This is a genomic window from Pseudomonas sp. GCEP-101 (assembly GCF_025133575.1).
Taxonomy (GTDB): domain Bacteria; phylum Pseudomonadota; class Gammaproteobacteria; order Pseudomonadales; family Pseudomonadaceae; genus Pseudomonas; species Pseudomonas nitroreducens_B.
The window spans coordinates 529309-551835 of record NZ_CP104011.1 but is presented as its reverse complement, the minus strand read 5'-3'; the positions used below and the strand labels follow the sequence as shown (position 1 = coordinate 551835).

17 protein-coding genes are annotated in these 22527 nt (G+C 65.6%); 6 read left to right on the top strand and 11 right to left on the bottom strand.

The window, feature by feature from the left end; translation table 11 throughout:
* Positions 1–85: 85 nt before the first annotated feature.
* The 5 genes from algK to yaaA all read right to left on the bottom strand — a co-directional run bounded on the left by algK (position 86) and on the right by yaaA (position 7644).
* Positions 86–1483, bottom strand: coding sequence for an alginate biosynthesis TPR repeat lipoprotein AlgK (gene algK / locus N0B71_RS02515; protein WP_259757098.1), 1398 nt, complete (start codon positions 1481–1483; stop codon positions 86–88).
* A 13-nt stretch (positions 1484–1496) separates the two neighbouring features.
* Positions 1497–2669 carry an alginate biosynthesis protein Alg44 gene (locus tag N0B71_RS02510; RefSeq protein ID WP_259757096.1) on the bottom strand — a complete coding sequence of 391 codons (1173 nt, stop codon included), beginning with the start codon at positions 2667–2669 and terminating at the stop codon, positions 1497–1499.
* Positions 2670–2702: 33 nt separating this feature from the next.
* Complete coding sequence (alg8, locus tag N0B71_RS02505; protein ID WP_259757095.1) at positions 2703–4184, bottom strand: mannuronan synthase; 1482 nt, start codon at positions 4182–4184, stop codon at positions 2703–2705.
* A gap of 132 nt (positions 4185–4316) precedes the next feature.
* Positions 4317–5627: a GDP-mannose 6-dehydrogenase gene (gene algD, locus N0B71_RS02500; protein WP_259757093.1), complete on the bottom strand. Its 1311-nt coding sequence runs from the start codon at positions 5625–5627 to the stop codon at positions 4317–4319.
* Positions 5628–6864: 1237 nt separating this feature from the next.
* Positions 6865–7644, bottom strand: coding sequence for a peroxide stress protein YaaA (yaaA, locus tag N0B71_RS02495; protein WP_259757092.1), 780 nt, complete (start codon positions 7642–7644; stop codon positions 6865–6867).
* A gap of 513 nt (positions 7645–8157) precedes the next feature.
* Between yaaA and N0B71_RS02490 the strand changes: the two genes are divergently transcribed.
* From N0B71_RS02490 to N0B71_RS02470, 5 genes are all read left to right on the top strand, one after another.
* Positions 8158–9549 (top strand): PhoH family protein, encoded by a 1392-nt coding sequence (locus N0B71_RS02490; protein WP_259757090.1) that lies wholly within the window; start codon positions 8158–8160, stop codon positions 9547–9549.
* Positions 9550–9976: 427 nt separating this feature from the next.
* The gene (moaC, locus tag N0B71_RS02485) at positions 9977–10468 is read left to right on the top strand and encodes a cyclic pyranopterin monophosphate synthase MoaC (RefSeq protein ID WP_259757089.1); all 492 of its coding nucleotides are present in this window, start codon (positions 9977–9979) and stop codon (positions 10466–10468) included.
* A complete protein-coding gene (locus N0B71_RS02480) occupies positions 10465–10713 on the top strand; it encodes a MoaD/ThiS family protein (protein WP_259757088.1) in 249 nt (82 codons plus the stop codon). The genes moaC and N0B71_RS02480 overlap by 4 nt, the downstream gene beginning before the upstream one ends.
* 4 nt (positions 10714–10717) lie before the next feature.
* Positions 10718–11170 (top strand): molybdopterin synthase catalytic subunit MoaE, encoded by a 453-nt coding sequence (gene moaE, locus N0B71_RS02475; RefSeq protein ID WP_259757087.1) that lies wholly within the window; start codon positions 10718–10720, stop codon positions 11168–11170.
* A gap of 160 nt (positions 11171–11330) precedes the next feature.
* A complete protein-coding gene (locus N0B71_RS02470) occupies positions 11331–12845 on the top strand; it encodes a C69 family dipeptidase (RefSeq protein ID WP_259757086.1) in 1515 nt (504 codons plus the stop codon).
* 245 nt (positions 12846–13090) lie between these two features.
* On the opposite strand, the gene N0B71_RS02465 is transcribed toward N0B71_RS02470, so the two are convergent.
* Positions 13091–13459 (bottom strand): putative zinc-binding protein, encoded by a 369-nt coding sequence (locus N0B71_RS02465; RefSeq protein WP_259757084.1) that lies wholly within the window; start codon positions 13457–13459, stop codon positions 13091–13093.
* Positions 13460–13827: 368 nt separating this feature from the next.
* On the opposite strand from N0B71_RS02465, the gene N0B71_RS02460 reads away from it, so the two are divergent.
* Entirely contained in the window at positions 13828–14604 is a 777-nt protein-coding gene (locus N0B71_RS02460) for an ABC transporter substrate-binding protein (RefSeq protein ID WP_259757083.1), read from the top strand.
* 683 nt (positions 14605–15287) lie between these two features.
* Here the strand turns inward: N0B71_RS02460 and N0B71_RS02455 are convergent.
* From N0B71_RS02455 to rhlB, 5 genes are all read right to left on the bottom strand, one after another.
* Positions 15288–15911 (bottom strand): helix-turn-helix transcriptional regulator, encoded by a 624-nt coding sequence (locus tag N0B71_RS02455; RefSeq protein ID WP_259757081.1) that lies wholly within the window; start codon positions 15909–15911, stop codon positions 15288–15290.
* Positions 15912–15989: 78 nt separating this feature from the next.
* Complete coding sequence (locus N0B71_RS02450; protein WP_259757080.1) at positions 15990–17120, bottom strand: NAD(P)/FAD-dependent oxidoreductase; 1131 nt, start codon at positions 17118–17120, stop codon at positions 15990–15992.
* Between the two features lie 13 nt (positions 17121–17133).
* Positions 17134–18081 carry an ornithine cyclodeaminase family protein gene (locus tag N0B71_RS02445; protein WP_259757070.1) on the bottom strand — a complete coding sequence of 316 codons (948 nt, stop codon included), beginning with the start codon at positions 18079–18081 and terminating at the stop codon, positions 17134–17136.
* Between the two features lie 558 nt (positions 18082–18639).
* Entirely contained in the window at positions 18640–20598 is a 1959-nt protein-coding gene (locus N0B71_RS02440) for a methyl-accepting chemotaxis protein (protein WP_259757066.1), read from the bottom strand.
* A gap of 288 nt (positions 20599–20886) precedes the next feature.
* The gene (gene rhlB, locus N0B71_RS02435) at positions 20887–22437 is read right to left on the bottom strand and encodes an ATP-dependent RNA helicase RhlB (RefSeq protein WP_259757065.1); all 1551 of its coding nucleotides are present in this window, start codon (positions 22435–22437) and stop codon (positions 20887–20889) included.
* Between the last annotated feature and the right edge of the window lie 90 nt (positions 22438–22527).

The window sequence follows — 22527 nt, the reverse complement described above, 5'->3', positions numbered from 1 at the left end:
GCGCGGCGGACAGCGGAGGCCAGGGCACGCGGCTGAACTCCATCGACGAGAGCAAACAGCGGGGTGGTCATCGGGTCGGTGCGCTTCATAGATTTTCTTGTTCCTGGTTGTTCTGCAGAAGGCTGACGGTGGCTTGCCAGTTGGCGCCGCGAGCCTGTTCTTCACGCTTGAGCAACTGCTGGGCGGCACTGCGGTCGGCCGGCTGGATCTGCGGTTCGATCTGCGCCATCAGGTCACTGGCGGTGGGCACCTGCTGGCGCTGCGCGAGCTCACCGAAGACGTAGGCGTTGACCAGGTTCGGGCGGATGCCGCGACCCTGGGAGTAGAGCTGGGCGAGGGCCATGTCGGCGCTGGCCTGGCCGGCGCGCGCGGCGATCAGCAGGTGGTCCACGGCCTTCTGCGGGTAGACCTGGCCGAGGAAGCCACGGCGGTAGATCTGGCCCAGGTAGTAGTGCGCCTGGGGCTCGGTGGCGGCGGCCTTGAGCAGGTGCTGCTCGGCCTTCTGCGGTTCCTGCGGGGCCCACTTGCCGTCGTAGTAGAGGCGCCCGAGCAGCAGTTCCGCGCGGGGCTGGGCGGCGTCCTGGGCCTTCTTCAGGTACTCCAGCATCTGGTCCAGGTCGCCCAGGTCGGGGTTGTCGTACTGCAGCTTGGCGAGGCTGACCCAGGCGGCCGGGTAGGTCGGCGCGATCTCGTTGAGCAACGCCTGGGCGGCCTGCGGGTCGGCGGTGCCGATGTTCGGGTCGGCCAGCACGCCGGCCACCGACTCGACGCGCTCGGACGGCACGCGGCCTGCCTTCCAGCCGGCCTTGAGCGCCTCGAGGTGGGCCTTCTGCTTATCCGCGTTGCCCTGCTTCTGGTATACGGTGGCCAGTTCCATCCAGCACACGTCCATGCGGTTCAGCCAGCGCTGGCAGACCTGCTCGACCTCGCCCAGGTGCTGGTCGTAGGTGCCCTGGGTGCGGTACAGGATGATCTGCGCCAGGTCTGCCTGGGGCAGGCCCTGGGCGCGCCACTGGTCGATGCGCTGCTGCGGGTTCACGTTCGGCCACGCCTGCGGGTATTGCAGGTAGAGGACGATCAGCGGGACCAGCGCGCTGTCCTCGCCTTCGTTGAAGGCGCGGGTCAGCAGTTGCTCGGCTTCGCGGTGCTCGGCGTCGGTGCCGCCGGGCTTGGCCGCCAGCCACTTGCCCAGGCGAGCGCGGGCGCGCGGCGAACTCTCGGCGGCTTCGCGGTAGAGCTTCTCGGCGCGGGCCTGCTCGTCGGGGTCGCCGGTGGCGGCCTGCATGTCGGCCAGTCCAACCTGTGCGTCGGCGTAACCCATGGTGGCCAGGGCCTGGAAGTTGGCCTGGGCCGTGGCCATGTCGCCACGCTCCAGGGCCTCCTGGGCCAGGCGCTGGTCGGGCAGGCCAGCGCATCCGGCGGCTGCGCCGATGGCCAGCGCCAAGGCTAGGTGAGGGGCAAGTCGTGAGACAGGTCGATTCATGCGGGCGGTCCTCTTAGCGGGCGGTGGCCAGGGCCATCGCCTTGTTCAGCAGGGTGCGGCCCGGCAGGCCGCCGATGCTGACTTCAGTCGGGCGACCGGCCATCTGGCTGTCGAGCGGCTGGTCGGGGGCGATCTGCACGCGGATTTCCGAGGACAGGTCGCCGTCCACCGGCGCGGTGCGCTGGATGCGGCCGCCGCGTACTTCGCTGTCGCCGGCCACCTGGAAGTTCACGTGGGTGCCGGGGGACAGTTCGGCGGCGTTGCGGTACGGGAAGCGCGCTTCGATGGTGGCGGTGCTGTCGCGCGGGGTCAGGGTGAAGATCACGTCGCCCTTGTTGGCGAACTGGCCGTTGGCGACGCGCTGCTCGACCACGCGGCAGTCGCAGGGGCTGGTGAGGGTGCCCTTCATCTGGTGGCCGAAGAGCTTCTCGATGTTGCTCGGGTTGAGCTGTTCTTCGGTCAGGTTGCCCTTGAGCAGGTCCAGCAGGTTGGCGGAGAAGGAGGCGATCGGCGCGCCCTTGGCGACTTCCGCGCCCGGCTCCACCAGGCTCTCCACGGTGCCTTCGCGGGGCATGGTGATCTGCTGGTTGGCCACGCTGACCACGCCCGAATCGGCATGGGTGACGAAGTACAGGTTGTAGATCTGGTTGAGGATCACCGCGAAGGCGCCGACGCCGACGACGAAGATCGCGGTGCTCACGGTGACCGCGCGGAAGCGGCCGAAGAAGCCCATGCCGCCGGAGCCGGCGCCGTGCTTGCGGGCCTTGGTGAAGTTCTCGCGCTGCAGGGTGTTGAGCATGTCGCCGACGCTGACCACTTCGCCGGCCAGGTAGGAGGTGATCAGGTAGCGCAGGGCGGCGATCTCGCGCGGCTTCAGGTGCTGGAATTCGCAGCCCACGCGCGCGCTTTCGCGGTCATAGGAACGCACCTGGAATTCCACCTCCAGGGAGAAGCTGATGCTGTCGATCTGGAACAGCAGCTTGCCCTTGTGCAGGTCGCCGACCTGCACCGGAGTGTTGTTCGCGGCAGCGAACGCGAAGCCACCGGCGGACAGGTCCAGCAGGCGGGCGTCGACGCCCTCGCGGTGGGAACCGATGAAGCGGATACGGGCGGGCAGCTTGACCCGGGCGTGCTGGCGCTGGGCTTCGGATTCGTGCACGACATTGACGTTGACGGCGGTATTCATGAGGTCGAGTCCTGTTCGTAGCTAAAAAGGAGGTCAGACGATGGTCAGCAGTACGGCGACGAAAATACTGGCCGCGGAGAAGGTCATGGCTCGCGAGGACCAGGTGTTGAACCAGCGCTGGAAGCTGGCCAGTCCGCGGTCGAGCTTGGTGTTCTGGCGGGTCCACGACTGCTGGTCGAGGCGGAAGAACACGTAGATCTTCACCAGGGCACCGACGATCTGGTTGTAATAAAGAATGGCGGGGTAGGCCGGCCCGATGTGGTGGCCCGACAGCGACAGCAGCAGGGTCAGCACGAAGCGGGTGATGCCGATCCACAGCAGGTAGATGAGCAGGAAGGCGATGCTGTACTTGATGCTGGCGATGATCGCGGCCACCAGGCCCAGCAGGCAGGTCCACATCGACAGGCGCTGGTCGAACAGCACCACGCTGGTGAACCAGCCCAGGCGTTGCGGGCCCAGGGCCAGGGCGCGGGAGTTCTGCCGCAGGTTGTTGCCGTACCAGCGGAACATCAGCTTGCGGCTGGCCTTGATGAAGCTCTTCTCCGGCGGGTGCTCGACCGTGTTGATCGCCGCGTCCGGCACGTAGAAGGTGTCGTAGCCCAGGCGCATCAGGCTGTACCAGCTGGACTTGTCGTCCCCGGTGAGGAACTGGAAGCGGCCCAGGCGCCAGTGGTCCAGGTGGTCGCTTTCCACGTCGGTGATGAAGTCCGGGTCGGTGACCACCGCGGCGCGGAACACCGACATGCGCCCGGTCATGGTCAGCACGCGCTTGGACAGGGCCATGGAGCACATGTTGATGTGGCGCTGGGCGAAGCGCAGCTTGTGCCACTCGCTCATCACGTAGCTACCCTGCACTTCGCAGAACTCGTTGGTGGTCAGGCCGCCGACGTTGGGGAAGAGCTTGAACCACGGCACGGTCTTCTTCACAACGCCCGGTTCCAGCACGGTGTCGCCGTCGATCACCGCCACCACCGCGTCTTCGTCCGGCAGGTGACGGGAGATGGCACGGAAGCCGTGGGCCAGGCCGTCGCGCTTGCCGGTGCCGGGGATGCGCACGAAGTCGAGCGTCACGTGGTCCGGCGGGTTGAGCTTCTGCCACTGCTGCTTGATCAGCACCTCGTCGGACATCTCGACGATGGAGCACACCACGGTGGTGGGATAGCCGCAGGCAATGGCTTCTTCGATGACCGAGCGATACACCATGGAGGTGGTCAGCGCGTCGATGCGGAAACTGGTGACCATCAGGAACACGTGCGACGGGTCGGCCGCCTCGCCCAGCTTGCGAACCTTGCGGCGGTAGTGCGGGTAGACCACGTAGAGGAACAGCATGCCGCGCAGGAAGTGCAGGCCGCCCATGGAATAGCGCCAGATGCCGACTGCGCCGATCAGCAGCAGGAAGTCCTTGGATTCGGCGTCGAATACGGTCGGCGGCACGAGCAGCGCCAGCAGCATCAGCAGGCTGAGGAAGACCAGCCAGCCGGTGGCTTCACCGATCACTCGTTTGTAGGTTTCCATCGTCGAAATCCGTCTGTCGCTTCTGGGGAAGTGGAGCCCTTGTAGGAGCGAGCTTGCTCGCGAACCCGCTTGGCACGGTGGTGCGGCGGGAGAGCGTTCGCGAGCAAGCTCGCTCCTACGAAGAGCGGCGCGTTACCAGCAGATGCCTTCGGCGCGGTCATCCGTAACGCTGGGCATGAAGCCGATCAGGTCGACGACCTTCTTGCCCTCGGGCGCCTGCTTCACCACGTCGACGAACAGCTCGTCGCCGTTGCCCAGCACCAGGACGTCGGAGGACTTCACGACGGCGTCCAGGTCCGAGACCAGCAGCGAGGAGACGTGCGGGATCTTCGATTCGATGTACTCCTTGTTCGCGCCATGGACGCGGGCGTACTCGACGTTGCGGTCGAAGATCTGCAACTCGTAGCCCTTGCCGATGAGCATCTCGGCCAGTTCCACCAGAGGGCTTTCACGCAGGTCGTCGGTGCCGGACTTGAACGACAGGCCGAGCAGGCCGACTTTGCGGCTGCCGTGGGCGGCGATGATGTCGAAGGCCTTCTGCACCTGGTGCTGGTTGCTGCGCATGATCGAGCCGAGCATCGGGTGCTCGATGTCCAGCTGGCTGGCGCGGTAGGTGAGGGCGCGCACGTCCTTGGGCAGGCAGGAGCCGCCGAAGGCGAAGCCGGGCTTCATGTAGTAGCGCGACAGGTTCAGCTTGCGGTCCTGGCAGATCACGTCCATCACCTCGCGACCATCGACGCCGACGGCCTTGGCGATGTTGCCGATCTCGTTGGCGAAGGTGACCTTGGCGGCGTGCCAGACGTTGCAGGTGTACTTGATCATCTCGGCGACTTCGATCGACTTGCGGATGATCGGCGCGTCCAGTTCGCGGTAGATCTCTTCCAGCAGGTCGCCGGTCTGGGCGTCCAGCTCGCCGATGACGGTCATGGGCGGGAAGTCGTAGTCCTTGATCGCGGTGGATTCGCGCAGGAACTCCGGGTTGGTGCCCACGCCGAAGTCGGCGCCGGCCTTCTTGCCCGAGCAGTCCTCGATGATCGGGATCACCACGTTGTTCACGGTGCCCGGCAGCACGGTGCTGCGCACGACCACGGTGTGGCGTTCCTTTTTCTCGCGGATGGCGTAGCCGATTTCGCGGCAGACCGACTCGATGTAGCCCAGGTCGAGATCGCCGTTCTTCTTGCTCGGGGTGCCGACGCAGATGAACGACACGTCGGTGTCCAGTACGGCCTTCTTGAAGTCGGTGGTGCCCGACAGGCGACCGGTACGGATGCCCTGTTCCAGCAGCGGCTCCAGACCCGGCTCGACGATAGGCGACTTCCCGTTGTTGATCAGATCGATCTTGGTGGTGGACACGTCCACCCCAACGACTTCATGGCCTCGTGCGGACAGGCAGCCGGCACATACTGCGCCAACATACCCAAGACCAAAGATGCTGATACGCATCGCATTCACCTCTTCAATGGTCGAACTGTTTAAAGTTGCCCTATCGGGCGCTTTTTAAAGGTTGCAAGAACCCCCGGAGTTCACTGTTGAAGTGAATTCCGTACTTCCTTCCAGGCAGGCATGGGAATCGAGTGCTAAACTTTCGAGCACAGTCTTGGAGCAAACTAAGAATGTTTGCCCTGTTATGTTTCAAGCGGATTGCAAAGTTGGTGCATTCTCCGCCTGGCGTGCTCCAGTCTGGTTAGATGATTGCCTCGTCATCTGAAAAGTTCAGTTATTTCATGGGGTTGTAGTTCTGGTTAAGGAATGGCAAGAGCCAATCGGAATAACCTTGGAACTAAAACTCCCACCTTCCATCGTGGCACTGTTGCGTGACCATCGATGGTCGTTGCGCAAATAGGATTTATCCGAAAGTCGGTTAGTTCCTTCCGCCCATCTCGTCTCTGAAATTATTTGAAATATCCATTTGATATCACTTGATGCTGCACTGGTGGCAAAACCTCGGGCGTTTTTCGTAATGCAAAGTGCAAGGTCAGGGAAAGTTCCATTGAATTTTTCGTTAAAAACGACCGGCTATCGTCGTCAATACATTCGTTCAGCTCCCGTTCAGCTTTCCCTCTTGCAAAGTGCAATCGTGAAATGCATGTCATGGCCAAATGCTGGTAATGGCGAATGGATTACAAGGCAGGTAGCGAATCAGGACGATTTCCATCCTTAGGACTGGTCCGGACCCCCGAAAAAATTTTTCACGATTAATCCTGAAGCAGACGAACGGTCATTTTGCCCCTTTTCTCCATAGGGTTTTTAAGGGGTGTTTTGGACATAAAACGTACAATTTCGCCCCCTCTCGATGTGCGCTGATATGGTCAATGGCTTACAGGCCAGTTGGAATCAGCGGCCTTTCCCGGACGAATCAGAAGCGAATCGGGTGCCCCTTTTAGACGCAATGGGCTTTCTCTGAGTCTGTGCGGGGGAGAGGGCATGCCCCAGCGCGATACTTCAGGCAGGAGCGGGCCATGCCCGCGATCCGCCGGCAACGCCGGCGCATGCCTCAGCGCGGTGTGGCAAGGTAGTGCGGCTTTCGTAGGAGCGAGCTTGCTCGCGAACCGCAGGGCACGGCATTCACGGTGCGGACGGACCACTTCTCGGGAACGCACCGGGCATTCCTGCCGTTTTTCAGCCGAAGAAACGAAAACGGGAGCCTCGAGGCTCCCGTTTGGTGCAGCGGGTGGGGCGATCAGTCGTCGGCGTGGTCGCGCAGGAACACCAGTTGGTCGGCCTTGGAGTGCTCGGCGCTGTAGGCGTAGCCGGCGTAGTTGAAGTCCTTCAGCCCCTCGGGGTTGGTCAGGCGCTCCTTGATCACATAGCGGGCCATCATCCCGCGGGCCTTCTTGGCGTAGAAGCTGATGATCTTGTACTGGCCGTTCTTCAGGTCCTTGAACTCGGTATCGATCACCCGCGCGTTGAGGGCCTTGCGCTTCACCGCGCCGAAGTATTCGTTGGAGGCCAGGTTCAGCAGCACGTCATCGCCCTGTTCGGCCAGGGACTCGTTCAGCCAGCCGCTGATGCGCTCGCCCCAGAAGGCGTAGAGGTCCTTGCCGCGGGCGTTGGCCAGCTTGGTGCCCATTTCCAGGCGGTACGGCTGCATCAGATCCAGCGGGCGCAGCAGGCCATAGAGGCCGGAGAGCATGCGCAGGTGGCGCTGGGCGAAGTCGAAGTCGTCCTCGCTGAAATCCTCGGCCTGCATGCCGGTGTAGACGTCACCCTTGAAGGCCAGCAGCGCCTGCTTGGCGTTGGCGGGAGTGAACTGCGGGTGCCAGCTGCCGAAGCGCGCCGCGTTGAGCCCGGCTAGCTTGTCCGATAGGTGCATCAGCTCGGCGATCTGCGCCGGAGTCAGTTCACGCAGGATGCCGATCAATTCCTGGGCATCGTCCAGGTGCTCGGGCAGGGTGAAGCGCTGCGTCACCGGCGCGGTGTCGTAGTCCAGGGTCTTGGCGGGGGAAATCACCATCAGCATCGTGCGGTCTCCTACAAGCGCGCTCCTGCAATCGAGGCGCGATTGTAAGGAGTTGCGGGCGCAGGCTCCACCTATGGGGGCGATTAGCCTTGGCGAAGCCGCGCGACTCGCAGCGCTCCGGCTGCTTATGGAGGCGGCAAGAAGGCTGCGCTGCGCAGGCTTTGCTGGCAGTGGCACGGGGGAGGGCAAAAGGCTGATCCGCCGGGAAAGTGGCGAGGTTTTGCGACAGGTGGGACCCCTAAAACTAGCGCTGTCCGAGGCCCTCGCCAAGGTATTTCGTCGTACGAAGAAAAAAACATCCTTGAGAAGGAAAAAGACTTTTTATCGTCATGTTTTTTCCTGTATTTGTTGAGTCGTAGACCGCCGAACCCTGCAGACAGGTGGCGGCCCCGGCCCGGCCCGTCCCCTTCTTGCAGTGCTCTTGAGCCCATGTCTTGAGAGCCGGTGGCTCACCGCACGGCGGAGCGCTGTAAAGGCATTCCGTCGAACGCTCCCACAAGAGGTGACCCGCGTATGGATGACCACGGACGCTCCCGCCCCACCCAGCCCACCCTGTACGTCCTCGACACCAACGTCCTGATCCACGATCCCAACGCCTTGCTGAACTTCCAGGAGCACCACGTCGCGATCCCGATGACGGTGCTGGAGGAACTGGACAAGCTCAAGACCGGAAAGCACACCGTGGCCGCGGAATGCCGCCAGGCGATTCGCCTCATCGATTCGGTACTGGGCGAGGCCTCGCCCGAGCAGGTGGAGGATGGCGTGCCCATCCAGCGCGGCAAGAGCGGGCCGTGCGGCAGCCTGTCGATCCTCATGAGCAAGCGCGCCGAGCCGATCACCTGGCTGCCCGAACACCTCAACGACAACAAGATCATCAACCAGCTGGTGGAGCTGAAGAGTCGCCATAGCAGCAAGCGCGTGGTACTGGTCACCAAGGACATCAACATGCGCCTGAAGGCGCGTGCCTGTGGGGTATTCGCCGAGGACTACCACACCGACCAGCTGGTCGATGACATCGCCCTCCTGTCGCGGGGCTACCACTCGCTCAACGGATCGTTCTGGGACCGCGTCAGCAAGGTGGAAACCCGCCAGGACCGCGGGCGCACCTGGCATCGCGTGCAACTCACCGACAACCTGCCGGCCGTGCACATCAACGAGTTCATCGTCGACGAGCAGGGCTTCGTCGGCTGGATCAAGGGCATCGACCAGGACGAGCTGACCATCCTCGACCTGCACCAGGAACCGCTGCTGCACCAGGAAGCCTGGGGCTTGCGCCCGCGCGACGTGTACCAGTCGCTGGCGCTGTATGCGCTGCTCGATCCGGATATCCACCTGGTCAACCTGTCCGGCGCGGCGGGCTCGGGCAAGACCATCCTGGCCCTGGCTGCCGCCATCGAGCAGACCATGGTCACCAAGCGCTACAAGCGCATCATCGCCACCCGCAGCGTGCAGGGCCTGGACGAGGACATCGGCTTCCTGCCCGGCACCGAGGCGGAGAAGATGGAGCCCTGGCTCGGCGCCATCACCGACAACCTCGAAGCGCTGCATTCGGACGATGAGTGCACCCATGGCAGCGTCGACTACATCCTCAGCAAGGTACCGCTGCAGTTCAAATCGCTGAACTACATCCGCGGGCGCAGCTTCCAGCAGAGCCTGATCCTGATCGACGAATGCCAGAACCTCACCCCGCACCAGATGAAGACCATCATCACCCGCGCGGGCAATGGTTCGAAGGTGGTCTGCCTGGGCAACCTGGCACAGATCGATACCCCCTACCTGTCGGCCACCAGCTCCGGCCTTACCTACCTCACCGAACGCTTCAAGGACTTCCCCCACGGCGTGCACGTGACCCTGCAAGGGGTACCGCGCTCGGTGCTGGCGGAGTTCGCCGAAGCGCACATGTAAGCAGAACCGGGCGACCGGCTTCTTCCAATCCCACCTCCACCCCCTCTCCCTTCAGGGAGAGGGCTGGGGAGAGGGCGGCGGGCTTCGGTTGTATCCCGGTTTTCGAGCAAGCTCCGATCCCCCTCCCTAACCCTCCCCCTGAAGGGAGAGGGGACCGTTGGGCAGAACGGCCAAGCGAACCGTTAGCCGGATGCACCGGATTCGCGAGCAAGCTCGCTCCTACGAAAAGCCAGCCAGCAGCACCGATGTCCACCGCGGACACAGAACCTGTAGGAGCGAGCTTGCTCGCGAACCCGCCCAGACGCCTGGGCCCCCGCTTCTACCTCTTCTTGTATACAATCCTCCCCCCAACGCGTCGCTTGCCGGTCCGCCGGCCGCGCCCCCGGGGAGTACACTGTTCCCCTGATCCACCGGAGAATTCCCAGCCGTGCTGACCCATCTCGATTCCCAGGGCCGCGCCAACATGGTCGATGTCACCGAGAAAGCCGTGACGTCCCGTGAGGCCGTGGCCGAAGCCCGGGTGCGCATGCTCCCGGCCACCCTGCAGCTGATCCAGGACGGCGGCCACCCCAAGGGCGACGTGTTCGCCGTGGCGCGCATCGCCGGCATCCAGGCGGCGAAGAAGACCCATGAGCTGATCCCGCTGTGCCACCCGCTGCTGCTCACCAGCGTCAAGGTCGAGCTGGCCGCCGAGGGTGAGGACAGCGTCCGTATCGTCGCCCGCTGCAAGCTGGCCGGGCAGACCGGGGTGGAGATGGAAGCGCTGACCGCCGCCAGCGTCGCCGCGCTGACCATCTACGACATGTGCAAGGCCGTGGACCGCGGCATGACCATCGAAGGCGTGCGCCTGCTGGAGAAGCTCGGCGGCAAGAGCGGCCACTACGTTGCGACAGAGAGCGTCGCAGGAGACACCCCATGATCCGCGTGCAGTACTTCGCGCGCTACCGCGAAGCCCTCGGCCTGGACGGCGAACAGCTGAACTGGAGCGAGTCCCTGGCCAGCCTCGACGACCTGCGGCGCCTGTTGCTGCAGCGCGGCGGTGTGTGGGACGTGCTGGCCGAGCAGAACCTGATGTGCGCGCGTAACCAGGAGCTGTGTGCCCTGGACGAGCCCCTCGCCGACGGCGACGAGGTGGCGTTCTTCCCCACCGTGACCGGAGGCTGAGGCCATGGCGATCCGCGTCCAGCCGGCGCCGTTCGATCCGGGTGCCGAGCTCAATGCGATGCACGCCGCCAATGTCGGCGTCGGCGCCGTGGTCGGCTTCGTCGGCTACGTGCGGGATTTCAACGAGGGCCGCGAAGTGGGCGGCATGTTCCTCGAGCACTACGCCGGCATGACTGAAAAGGCGCTGCAGAAGATCGAGGCCGAGGCCCACCAGCGCTGGCCCTTGCTGCGCCTGGAAATCCTCCACCGCATCGGCCGCCTGGAGCCGGGCGAGCCCATCGTCTTCGTCGGCGCCGCCAGCGCGCACCGCCAGGCGGCGTTCGACGCCTGCAACTTCGTCATGGACTACCTGAAGACCCGCGCGCCGTTCTGGAAGAAGGAAGACACCTGCGACGGCCCGCGCTGGGTCGAGGGCCGCTGCAGCGACCAGGCCGCCGCCGAGCGCTGGAAGCGCTGAGCCAGGCGCAATCTCGACGCTTGTCTATGCTCAGGGGCGATGCCAGGGAGGTGTCGTTGCTCTGCGCCAAGGACGCGTTCCTCGCCACGTTGTACATCTCCCGGCTCCGCCGCCGTGCCTGCCTTGGCCGCGCGGCGAATCGCAAGCCGAGGAGATTTCCATGACCAAGCCCAACTTTGCGCTCAAGACCCTCGCTGCCGCCCTGCTGGCCGGCGGCTTCTGCCAGGGCGCGCTGGCCTGCACCACCATCATCGCCGGGCGCAACGCCACCGCCGACGGCTCCGTGCTGGTCGCGCGGCTGGAGGACTACACCTACAACAACCACGCCAAGCGCTTCGTCGTGGTGCCGGCGCAGACCTACAAGGACGGCGACACGCTCAGCTTCGACAACGGCGTCAGCGTCCCCGCGCCCAAGGCCGGGATGCGCTACACCGCCATGCGTGACTGGAACGGCGACCAGCGCGGCGCGCTCGGCCCGTGGAGCGAGTTCGGCGCCAACGAGGCCGGGGTGATCCTCTCCGCCACCAACAGCACCGAGCCCAATGACAAGGCGGCCAAGGCCGACCCGCTGGTGGCCGACGAGGGCGGGGTGATCGAGGCCATCCTGCCGGACCTCATCCTGCCCCAGGCGAAGACCGCCCGCGAAGGCGTGGAACTGCTGGGCAAGTACGTGGAGACCCTCGGCGCCGGGGAAACCAACGGCATCCAGATCGCCGACGACAAGGAGGCCTGGCTGTTCGAGATCGGCTCCGGGCACCACTGGATCGCCGTGCGCGTGCCGGACGACGGCTATGTGGTGATGGCCAACGGCATGCGCGTGCACGACGCCGACCTCAACGACAAGGCCAACGTGTTGAGCAGCGCCGGCATTGCCGAATTCGCCGAGAAGCACCAGTTGCTCGACAAGGTCGACCCGGCGAAATTCAACTTCGCCAAGGCCTTCGGCATCGTCGGCGACGCCTACAACGTCGACCGCGAATGGCTGGTGCAGAGCAAGCTGGAGCCGGGCCGCAAACAGGACATCCGCCAGCAGCAGTATCCCTTCTATACCAAGCCGGAGAAGCCCATCAGCGTCGAGCAGGTAGCGGCCATCCTGCGCATCGACAACTACGCCGGCACTCCGCTGGACGGCAAGAAGCCCGCCGGTGACCAGAAGCAGCGGCCGATCGCCATGGAGCGCAACGTCGAGGCGCACATCCTGCAGGTCCGCCCTCAGATGCCCAAGGGCTTGCAGGTGCTGTCCTGGCAGTCCCTGGGCAACGTGCGCGACGGCCTGCTGCTGCCGTACTACCTGGAAAGCCTGCGCAGCACGCCGCGGGTGTTCCAGCAGGGCAGCGACGACTTCGACGAGCACTCCGCCTGGTGGACCTTCCGCAGCCTCACGTCCCTGGCCCACGCCAACGACAAGCAGTACATGCCGCTGCTGCACGGCTGGCGCGACCGCCTGGAAGGCAGCCTGCGCGCCGCGCAGCCAGCCCAGGACGAGATGCTCAAGGCCCTGGCGCAGAAGGATGGTGAAGTGGCCCGCGCCGCCGCCGAACGTTTCAGCAACGGCACCGCGCTCTGGGCTCTGGACCAGGCTGGCGTGCTGCGTGCCAACATCCTCACCGACCTGACCAAGTCCACGGAGCAGAACTACAGCGCCGAGGAACTGGAGAAGATCAAGCACTTGTAGGGCGCTGACGGGCGGTACTGCCCCGCACGCGCCGGGGCAGTACTTCCGCGGCGCGGGCGAGCGCTCGATCTTCCTGCCGTTCAGCGAAGTCGCCGCCTGACGCCGACACTGGCAGGCCGTGTCCGCTCCCTGACGAAGGGGGCGGAGCGAAGCATCGTTTGTCGTGTCAGGCCAGCATGGTCTGGCACGTTTCACCTAGCTTCCGTCAGCCCCCGTCGCCTTGCCTTCTGCCGTGGGGCACGGGCTCAACCCTGGGTTCGGAGGAGGAAGCGCAATTCCTCGTAAAGCATCTCGAAATCCTCTGCGCGCGTGTTCTGGCCGCGGTGTTCCTCCAGGCCATAGTCGCTCAGGGTGATTTCGCGCCCGGCCTTTACTCCCTGGTGCGCCAGCCAGTGCTGCACGCAGTGCCGGCGGCAGCCATCCACGGCAACGACTATCCGCCCCGAGGGGGCCCTCTCCGCCGACGACGGCACATCGACGCCTGCGGCGTCGATGCAGGACATTTTCGCCAAGCCGTCGCGGTCCAGGCGCAAGGCGAGATCGTTGGCCAGCCGCGCAAGATAGGAACAACCGGAACAGGGGTAAACGAGGGGCAGGGGCGGCGAGGATGGCATGGGGCCTCCGGGGTGAGTCCTGCAGTGTCCTGCCGGCTCGTGGGGGCGCGACATGATCTGCATCAAACGCTTGGCAGGGCACCACCGCTTGCCGGCTGACCTAAGCGGAACGCTCCATCCGCCCTACGATTGAAGGGCGTATCGGGAACGATTGACGTTGTGTACTTTTTAGTCCAGATTGGATTTTAAGTTTACGCGCGCGTGCGCGTGGACGGACCAGAACAAGAAGTCGTTCGCCTGGGTGAGGGCAAGGCAATGCCGCTGCGAGCTGATGCATCGCGCCCCTGGACGAACCCCGACATGCCGTACTCACTGCCAGACGTAACGGCCGGCGCTCGACCCCGGCGACCACACAACGGAGTTCATCGATGAATCGCAAAGCCCTGCTGGGCGGCCTGATGCTGGCCGCTTTCGCCACCTTCTCCCATGCTGACGACAAGCCGCTGCGCATCGGCATCGAGGCGGCCTATCCACCCTTCGCCTACAAGACCCCGGAAGGCGGTATCGCCGGTTTCGACTACGACATCGGCAACGCGCTGTGCGAAGAGATGAAGCGCAAGTGCCAGTGGGTCGAGCAGGAATACGACGGCCTGATCCCCTCGCTGAAGGTGCGCAAGATCGACGCCGCGCTGTCCTCCATCACCATCACCGAAGAGCGCAAGCACTCGGTGGACTTCACCCACAAGTACTACTTCACCCCGGGCCGCCTGGTGATGAAGGAAGGCGCGCAGCTGGACGAGCAGTTCAGCCAGCTCAAGGGCAAGAACATCGGTGTGCAGCGTGGCTCCACCGCCGACCGTTTCGCCACCGAGGTACTGGGCAAGGCCGGCGCCAACGTGGTGCGCTACACCAGCCAGGACGAGATCTACCTGGACCTGCTGGCGGGCCGCCTGGACGGCACCTTCGCCGACTCCATCCCGCTGCAGATCGGCTTCCTGGACACCCCGCGCGGCAAGGGCTTCGCCTTCATCGGGCCGGAGTTCAAGGACCCGAAATACTTCGGCGAGGGTGCCGGTATCGCGGTGCGCAAGGGCAATACCGAGCTGGTCGGCCAGCTCAACGCCGCCATCGACGCGCTGCGGGCCAATGGCAAGTACAAGGAAATCGAAGGCAAGTACTTCAAGAGCGATATCTACGGGGACTGATCCCTCCGTCGAGCTGTAGCAAAGGCCGCCTTCGGGCGGCCTCCTGCTGTTCGTAGAACCGAGGGGGACGTCGCGCCAATGGCGCCCTGTAGGAGCGGGCCATGCCCGCGATCCGTCGGCAGGGCCGACGCTTTGTGATGGTCGGTTGCGTTGGCGCGTGAGCTATAGCGCCGCCTCGGTGTACGCGCGGACTCTGTGTTTCGCCCCCTCGGGCGAGTCACTTTTCCAGACGCCGAAAAGTAACCAAAAGGCTTGCCCCGGCATCCGGGTCCCGCTTCGCGGGACTTCCCTCGCTCCATCGAAGTTTCAGGGGCACGCCACGACGGGCCGTCCCTGGCCCATCGTGGCTCTCGCGACATCCCTGTCGCTCAACCCCTGAAACTCCGATTCCGCTCGGCCTCCTGAACGGGGCATTCGGCGTGCGCGGATGTTTCTCTGGAAGCTTTCAAAGCAGGAGCGAAGAATATCCGGCTCTTCGTAGGAGCGAGCTTGCTCGCGAATCGGCCAACACCGGTCCTGCCTTGTAGGAGCGGGCCATGCCCGCGACCCGTCGGCAGGGCCGACGATTCCAGCGGGTTCACGACATCGCGGGGAATAGTGACATCAACCGGCAGGCGCGCCCCGTGGGCGCCATCGCGGGCATGGCCCGCTCCTACAGGTGGAGGAGGGTGAGGGAGCAGGACTCAAACCTCCTCCTTCAACTCCTTCAGGTGCTTGTACACCGTCGCCCGGCCCATGTTCAGCACGTTGGCCACGTAGTTCGCCGCGCTCTTGCCCTTGAACGCGCCCTCGGCATGCAGCGCCAGGACCAGCTCGCGTTTGTGGTCGCGGCTGAGGGTGGAGAGGCTCAGCTGGCGCTGCTGCAGCCAGCCGTGCAGGAAGGTGTTGATGCGTTCCTGCCAGTCGTCGCGGAATAGCGCGTCCGGCTGCGGGATGACCTTGCTGGACGAGAGGAACAGGTCCAGCGCCGCCTTGGCGGTCTCGAACAGGGTGATGTTGAGGTTGATGCACAGCACCGCCAGCGGCTCGCCCTTGGCGTCGCGCAGCACGGTGCTGATGGAGCGGATCTTCTGGCCGTCCCAGTTGAGCTTCTCGTAGGGGCCGATGTTGCGCTCGTCGTGGCTGCCTTCGAGCATGTCCTCCAGCGCCGAGTCGTCGCCGATCTCGCGCTTGGAGATGTTGTTCGCCAGATACGCCACGCGCTGGTTGCGCAGGTCGTGGATGACCACTTCGGCATGGGGGAAGAACAGCGCGGCGATGGCGTCGGCGATGGCCTTGTAGTTGTCCAGTGGGTCGGCGGCTGTCATGGGCAAGGCTCTCAAGGCGGTGGGAACGGGCGCTGGCGAGTGTGCCGCAAGCGCCCGCGGGCTGTCACGGCTTGCGGCTCACAGGGCCAGCAGGCGCGCGGGGGAGAGCATCTCGGCGCTCAGGCCGTGGCGGGTCAGGTGCTCGGGCAGGGCCTCGCGGCGGATCAGCGCGGCGCTGGCCTCGCCCATCGCCGCCGAGGTCTGGATGCCGTAGCCGCCCTGGCCCGCGACCCAGTACAGGCCGGGCGTGGCCGGGTCGTAGCCGGAGACCAGGTCGCCATCGGCGAAGAACGAGCGCAGGCCCGCCCAGGTGTGGCTCGGGCGGCGGATGCTGAGGGTGGTGTGCTCCTCGATCTGGTAGATGCCCAGGGCGATGTCCAGCTCTTCGGGCTGCACGTCGTGGGGTTCCACCGGGTCGGCGTTGGCCGGCGAGCCCAGCAGCATGCCGGCGTCGGGCTTGAAGTAGAAGGATTCGTCCAGGCTCACCAGCACCGGCCAGGCGTGGCTGTCGACACCCTCCGGCGGGCTGAACAGGAAGGCCGCGCGGCGCTTGGGCACCAGGCCCAGGGGAGCGGCGCCGGCCAGTTCGGCGATCTTGTCGGACCAGCCGCCAGCGGCATTGACCAGCACCGGCGCACGGTAGGTCTGCTGCGCGCAGCGCACCTTCCAGGCACCGTCGATGCGGCGGATTTCCAGGGCTTCGCTGTCCAGTTGCAGGCTGCCGCCGTTGCGCCGGATGCCACGCAGGTAGCCTTGCAGCAGGCCGTCGGTGTCGATGTCGGCGGCGCTGGGGTCGAGCATCGCGCCGTGGACCTTGTCGCGACGCAGCACCGGCACGATGGCGCAGGCTTCGTCGGCGCTCAGCAGGCGCATCTCCGGCACGCTGGCCAGGGCGCTTTCGTATTGGCGCTGCAGCTCCTCGGGGTTGCCCTCGAAGTCCACGGTCATCTCGCCGCGCGGGGTGAGGATCGGATGTTCGACGAAGCCTTCGGGCGGGTTGTCGAAGAAGTCGCGGCTGGCGGCGGTCAGCGCGCGCACCTGCGGCGTGCCGTAGGCGACGGTGTAGAGCGCCGCCGAGCGGCCGGTGGAGTGGTAGCCGGCATGGGACTCGCGCTCCAGCACGGCGACCTTGCCGTGGCGGGAGAGGAAGTAGCCGGTGGAGGCGCCGGCGATGCCGCCGCCGATGATGAGGTAGTCGACTTCGATCATGTTCGTCTCCGGCTCAGGCGGTCTTGCGTTGCAGATGGTAGAGCGCATTGGCCAGGGCGACATCTTCCAGGCCCAGGCCGATGGAGCGGAAGAAGGCGTGACGCTGGTACGCCGGCTTGGCCGCCCGGCCGCTGACCAGTTCCGGCAGGTCGCCGCGGATGGCGCCGTCCCAGCCGTGCTCCTCGCGGGCCAGGCGCATCTCGCCGGCGGCGGCCGGGGTGGTGGCGCGGTAGTCGCAGTAGACGTCCATCTGCGCCAGCGACGCTGGCGGTACTTCGTGGGCGCGGGCGACGTTGGTGCTGATGGAGCTGATCAGCGCCGGTTTGGTCAGGATCGCCGGGTCGAGCACCGGGGTGCCGGAAGAGGTGCACAGCAGCACCACGTCGGCGTCGGCCACGGCGGCTTCGACGCTGGCGGCCGGTTCCGCGCGCGAGTCGATGGCGCCGAACTGGGCCAGGACGCCGGCGTTCAGGTTCGGCGAGTACACGCGGATGCTCTGCCAGTCGCGCAGGCCGGCGGCGTAGCGCAGGTGCGCGCGGGCCACCGGGCCGCTGCCGACGATGGCCAGGCGCTTGGCGTCCGCAGGGGCCAGTTCGTCCACGGCCAGCGCGGTGGTCGCGGCGGTGCGGGCGGTGGTCAGGCTGCCGGCGTCGCACAGCAGCAGCGGCTGGCCGCTCTCCATGGACATCAGCAGGCTCCACGCGGTGACCAGCGACTTGGGCTGGCGCACGATGTACGGCGAGGTCTTCACCCCGTAGACCTTCTGCGACGCCAGCACGCCCAGGTAATTGATGAAGTCGCCGCCGCCATTGGGGAACTCCACCAGCTGTTGCGCAGGCTGCACGGCACTGCCGCCGGCGAGCTCGGCGAACATGTCGCGCATCGCCTGGAGTACGTCGACCTGTTCGAGCAGGCGTTCGGCGTCGGCCTGGTTGAGGGTGAAAGGCGTGGCGGCGGACATGGCGAGACTCCGGATGTGGATTTATTTTTCCATTCTGGACTCGTTTGTCTTGATCGGCAAGAGCAGGTGGACGGGTGGAGAGGCTCTTGTAGGAGCGAGCTTGCTCGCGAACCCCGCGGCAGCGGAACGACCGGCGGAATGCGTTCGCGAGCAAGCTCGCTCCTACGAAAAGCCGGACTACAGGATCGTAGGGCGCATAACGCCTCAGCGTTATCCGCCGCGGGGCCATCGGTGGATAAGCTGTTCCGGTCCATGTGGCTACGGTCTTGTAGGAGAAACTGTCTTCATCTGAAACCCCGTACTGGCTATCTCCCCTCTCCCTAACCCTCTCCCTGAAGGGAGAGGGGACTGGGCCGGTGCCGGCTGAAACTGTGGCGTCAGCCGGCTCGGATGGCTCCCTCTCCCTTCAGGGAGAGGGCGGGGGAGAGGGCGGGCCGGCACGATATCCCATGTAGGAGCGGACCTTGTCCGCGATCACCGCGACAGCGGTGCATTGCGATGAGCGCCAGCCTGTCGGCCGGATCGCGGGCATGGCCCGCTCCTACAGGGGGCTGCGCCCTACAGCTTGAACTGCGCCACCAGTTCTTCCTGGCTACCGGCCACGCGGCGCAGGTGCTCGCCGCAATCGCGGGTGTGCGCGGCGGTCTTGCGGTTCTCCACGGTCATGTCGCTCAGGCGGTGCATGTGCTGGTTCACTTCCTGGGTGGTGGCGGCCTGCTGTTCGGCGGCGGCGGCGATCTGGAAGGCCATGGCGTGCACGCCCTGCAGCGAGTCGTCCAGCGCGCCGAGGGCCTCCAGCACGGCCTGGGTGTCCTGCTCCAGGGTGTGGGCCTGTTCGCTGGCGCCGCTCATGCTCGACTGCGCCTGGATGGAGGAATCGCCCAGGCTGCCGACGATGGCGACGATCTCGTCGGTGGCGCTGCGGGTGCGCTGGGCGAGGCTGCGCACCTCGTCGGCGACCACGGCGAAACCACGGCCCGCTTCACCGGCGCGGGCGGCCTCGATGGCGGCGTTGAGGGCAAGCAGGTTGGTCTGTTCGGCGATGGAGCGGATCACGTCCAGCACCGAGCCGATCTGCTGGCTTTCGCCGGCCAGGGTCTGCACGACGCCGTCGGCCTGGCGCAGGCCGCTGAGCAGTTCGTCCTGGCGGCCGATCATGTGCTGCAGGGTGTTCTGCATGGCGGTGAAGGCCTCGCGAGCGGCAGCGCTGCCGTCCGCGCTGCGGCTGGCGCTGCCGGCGATTTCCTGCACGGTGGCGGCCATCTGGTCGACGGCGCTGACCACCATTTCCAGGGCTTCCTGCTGCTGGTCCAGGTGATGGCTGGTGCGCCCGGCGGCGTCGAGGATGTCGCCGCTGGCGTCACCCACGGCCTCGCTGGCCTGGCGCAGGCGTTCGACCACCTGGCGCCACGCGGCGGTCATCTCGCGCAGGGCCTGCATCAGGCCGCTGCTGGCGTTGGCGTCGTCGCCCAGGCGCAGTTCGCCGTTGGCCAGGCGCTGGGCCAGCGCGGCCATGCTGGCCGGCTCACCGCCCAGCGGACGCATTACGCTGCGGCTGACCAGCCAGGTGCCGACGGCGACGCCCGCCAGGGTGAGCAGGCCGAGCACGAGGATCTGCCACATCAGCTTGCGCACCGGGGCGAAGGCCTGGGCCTGGTCCATTTCCGCCACCAGTGCCCAGTGCAGGCCGTCCAGGTTCAGCGGGACGAAGGATTTCAGCGCCGGCTCGTTGCTCAGGCCCGCCTCGGCGAGCCGGCCCTGTTCGCCGGCCAGGGCTTTTGCGATGGCCTGGCCGGGAAGTGCGGCGGGGCTTTCCTGGTCGCGGCGCACGTGGTGATCGGCGAAGCGCACCGAATCCGAGCGCAGGCTGCCGTCACCGCCCACCAGGTAGGTTTCGCCGGCGTCGCCCAGCCCCTGGCGGTTCTGCATCACCTCGTTGATCGCCGCCAACGGCAACTCGAGCACCAGCAGCAGTTGCAGCTTGCCGTTGTCCTTGATCGGCGCAGCCAGCCATTGCACCGGCTGCTTGTCGTTGGGGGCCTGCTGGATGTCGCTGATGCTGGCCTTGCCGCTGTCCAGGGCGGCACGGACGAACCGGCCGAAGGCGGTGTCGCGCCACTCCGGCGCGCCGATGTTCTGCTGGTAATCCACGCCGCGGCCGAGACTGAACACCACCTTGCCGTCGCCGCCCACCAGGCGCAGCTCGCGGTAACCGAAGGTCTTGATGAAGTTCTCGAACACCGGGCGGTCGTAGTTGGCGGTGGTCACCAGGGACTCGCTGTCCAGCCCGGCGTAGTTGCTGCCCAGGTTGGTGGCGAGGCTGCTGAGCTGGTCGTTGCGGGCCTTCCAGGCATCCATCAGCTGCCGCTGCTTGATGCTGGCGACCGCCTCCAGGGCATTCAGGCTTTGTTCTTCGAGAGCACGGCTGGCCTGGAGATAGACCACGATGGCCATCACCAGCACGGGGATCAGGCCGACCGAGAGGAAACTCAGAGCAAGTTTGGCGCGCAAGGGCATGGGAGGATTCCGACGAGTCTTGGAATTGTTCTCGCGTGCTTTGCAAGAAGCGTGCGAATTTTTTTACGTCTGTAAATAAATCTGATCATGACGGGCCGGGGGCGGGCCTGTTGCGCGGGTAATGGCGCGTTGCCATTGTTTGCGGGGGAATGGCGTACGGTCGTCCCAGCGGGTCCGGCGGGAGAAACGGGAGGCTCTAGGAAGGGTGATGCGTCACCGGCAGTAACGCCGCTGGAAACAAAAAAGGCGAAGCCGGGTGGCTTCGCCTTTTTCTGGTGCAAGCAGCGATCAGTGCTTGCGCGGGACCGGCTTGAGCAGTTCGGTGGGCGGCATCTCGCAGGTGATCTTGCGGCCCAGCAGTTCCTCGATCGGCGGCAGGGCGAAGGCATCGTCCTCGCCGGCGAAGCTGATGGAGGTGCCGGTGCTGCCGGCGCGGCCGGTACGGCCGATGCGGTGCACGTAGTCGTCCGGATCTTCGGGCAGGGTGAAGTTGATCACGTGGCTGATGCCGTCGACGTGGATGCCGCGGCCGGCGACGTCGGTGGCGACCAGCACGCGGATCTTGCCTTCACGGAAGCCTTCCAGAACCTTGATGCGCTTGTGCTGCGGCACGTCGCCGGACATCTGGGCGGCGCTGATGCCGTCCTTGGTCAGGCGTTCCTCGATGCGGCGCACTTCGTCCTTGCGGTTGGCGAAGACCATGACGCGGGTCCAGTCGTTCTGCGCGATCAGGTTGTACAGCAGCTTGTACTTGTCGCTGCCGGCGACGGCGTAGACGTGTTGCTCCACGGTATCGCTGGCGACATTCTCCGGCTCGATCTCGACGATGGCCGGGTCGACCGTCCACTGCTTGGCCAGGTTCATCACGTCGTCGGTGAAGGTGGCGGAGAACAGCAGCGTCTGGCGCTCGCCCTTGTACGGGGTCTGGCGGATGATCTGGCGGACCTGCGGGATGAAGCCCATGTCGAGCATGCGGTCGGCTTCGTCCAGCACCATCACCTCGACCATGTCCAGGTGCACCTCGCCGCGCTGGTTGAAGTCCAGCAGGCGGCCCGGGGTGGCGACCAGGATGTCGCAGAAGCGCGATTCCAGGGTGCGCAGCTGCTTGTCGAAGTCCATGCCGCCGACGAAGCTCATGACGTTCAGGCCGGTGTACTTGGCCAGGCCGATGGCGTCGTTGGCGATCTGCACCACCAGCTCGCGGGTCGGCGCGATGATCAGCGCACGCGGCTCGCCCATGTAGCGCTCTTTGGGCGGCGGGGTCTGCAGCAGCTGGGTGATGATCGAGATGAGGAACGCGGCGGTCTTGCCGGTGCCGGTCTGGGCGCGGCCGATGGCGTCCTGGCCACGCAGGGTGAAGCCCAGCACCTGCGCCTGGATCGGCGTGCAGTACGGGAAGCCCAGGTCATGGATGGCGTGCATCAGGCGCGGGTCGAGGTTGAAGTCGTGGAAGCGCGTCTTGCCTTCGGCCGGCTCGACCACGAAGTCTTCCAGCTTCCAGTTGTCCACCACCGGCGGGCGCGGCTTGCGCTCGCGGCGCGGTTTCGGCTCGCGGGGCTTGTCGGCGCCTTCGGCCTTGGCAGGCTCGTGCCGGGGAGCCTGTTCGCGTTTTTCGCCGCGTTCGCCTTTCTCGGAACGCTCGGCGCGGGGTTTGTCGCTCTTCGGACCGCGGGCCGGCTTCTCCGCGGCTTCGCCGTCGGGGCGCGGATTGCGCGGTTTGCGCGGACGCTTCTCGCCGCTCGGGGCGGGCTGGGAGGCAGCGGGAGCGGGGGCTGCCGGCGTGGCGACGGGCTGTTCGCCATCGCCCTTGCTGAAGATTTTCTTGAGTGCTTTGAGCACGGTGGTCTCGTACTGGTTAAGGAATGAACGGCCGCCAGTGTAATGCAAGATGCCCGCAGGGCGAAATGCCACGGGTAATCCGCGCGTGGC

Coding starts and splice junctions, on each gene's coding strand:
- algK (WP_259757098.1), bottom strand. CDS start 1,483: ATGAATCGACCTGTCTCACGACTTGCCCCTCACCTAGCCTTGGCGCTG.
- N0B71_RS02510 (WP_259757096.1), bottom strand. CDS start 2,669: ATGAATACCGCCGTCAACGTCAATGTCGTGCACGAATCCGAAGCCCAG.
- alg8 (WP_259757095.1), bottom strand. CDS start 4,184: ATGGAAACCTACAAACGAGTGATCGGTGAAGCCACCGGCTGGCTGGTC.
- algD (WP_259757093.1), bottom strand. CDS start 5,627: ATGCGTATCAGCATCTTTGGTCTTGGGTATGTTGGCGCAGTATGTGCC.
- yaaA (WP_259757092.1), bottom strand. CDS start 7,644: ATGCTGATGGTGATTTCCCCCGCCAAGACCCTGGACTACGACACCGCG.
- N0B71_RS02490 (WP_259757090.1), top strand. CDS start 8,158: ATGGATGACCACGGACGCTCCCGCCCCACCCAGCCCACCCTGTACGTC.
- N0B71_RS02480 (WP_259757088.1), top strand. CDS start 10,465: ATGATCCGCGTGCAGTACTTCGCGCGCTACCGCGAAGCCCTCGGCCTG.
- moaE (WP_259757087.1), top strand. CDS start 10,718: ATGGCGATCCGCGTCCAGCCGGCGCCGTTCGATCCGGGTGCCGAGCTC.
- N0B71_RS02470 (WP_259757086.1), top strand. CDS start 11,331: ATGACCAAGCCCAACTTTGCGCTCAAGACCCTCGCTGCCGCCCTGCTG.
- N0B71_RS02465 (WP_259757084.1), bottom strand. CDS start 13,459: ATGCCATCCTCGCCGCCCCTGCCCCTCGTTTACCCCTGTTCCGGTTGT.
- N0B71_RS02460 (WP_259757083.1), top strand. CDS start 13,828: ATGAATCGCAAAGCCCTGCTGGGCGGCCTGATGCTGGCCGCTTTCGCC.
- N0B71_RS02455 (WP_259757081.1), bottom strand. CDS start 15,911: ATGACAGCCGCCGACCCACTGGACAACTACAAGGCCATCGCCGACGCC.
- N0B71_RS02450 (WP_259757080.1), bottom strand. CDS start 17,120: ATGATCGAAGTCGACTACCTCATCATCGGCGGCGGCATCGCCGGCGCC.
- N0B71_RS02445 (WP_259757070.1), bottom strand. CDS start 18,081: ATGTCCGCCGCCACGCCTTTCACCCTCAACCAGGCCGACGCCGAACGC.
- N0B71_RS02440 (WP_259757066.1), bottom strand. CDS start 20,598: ATGCCCTTGCGCGCCAAACTTGCTCTGAGTTTCCTCTCGGTCGGCCTG.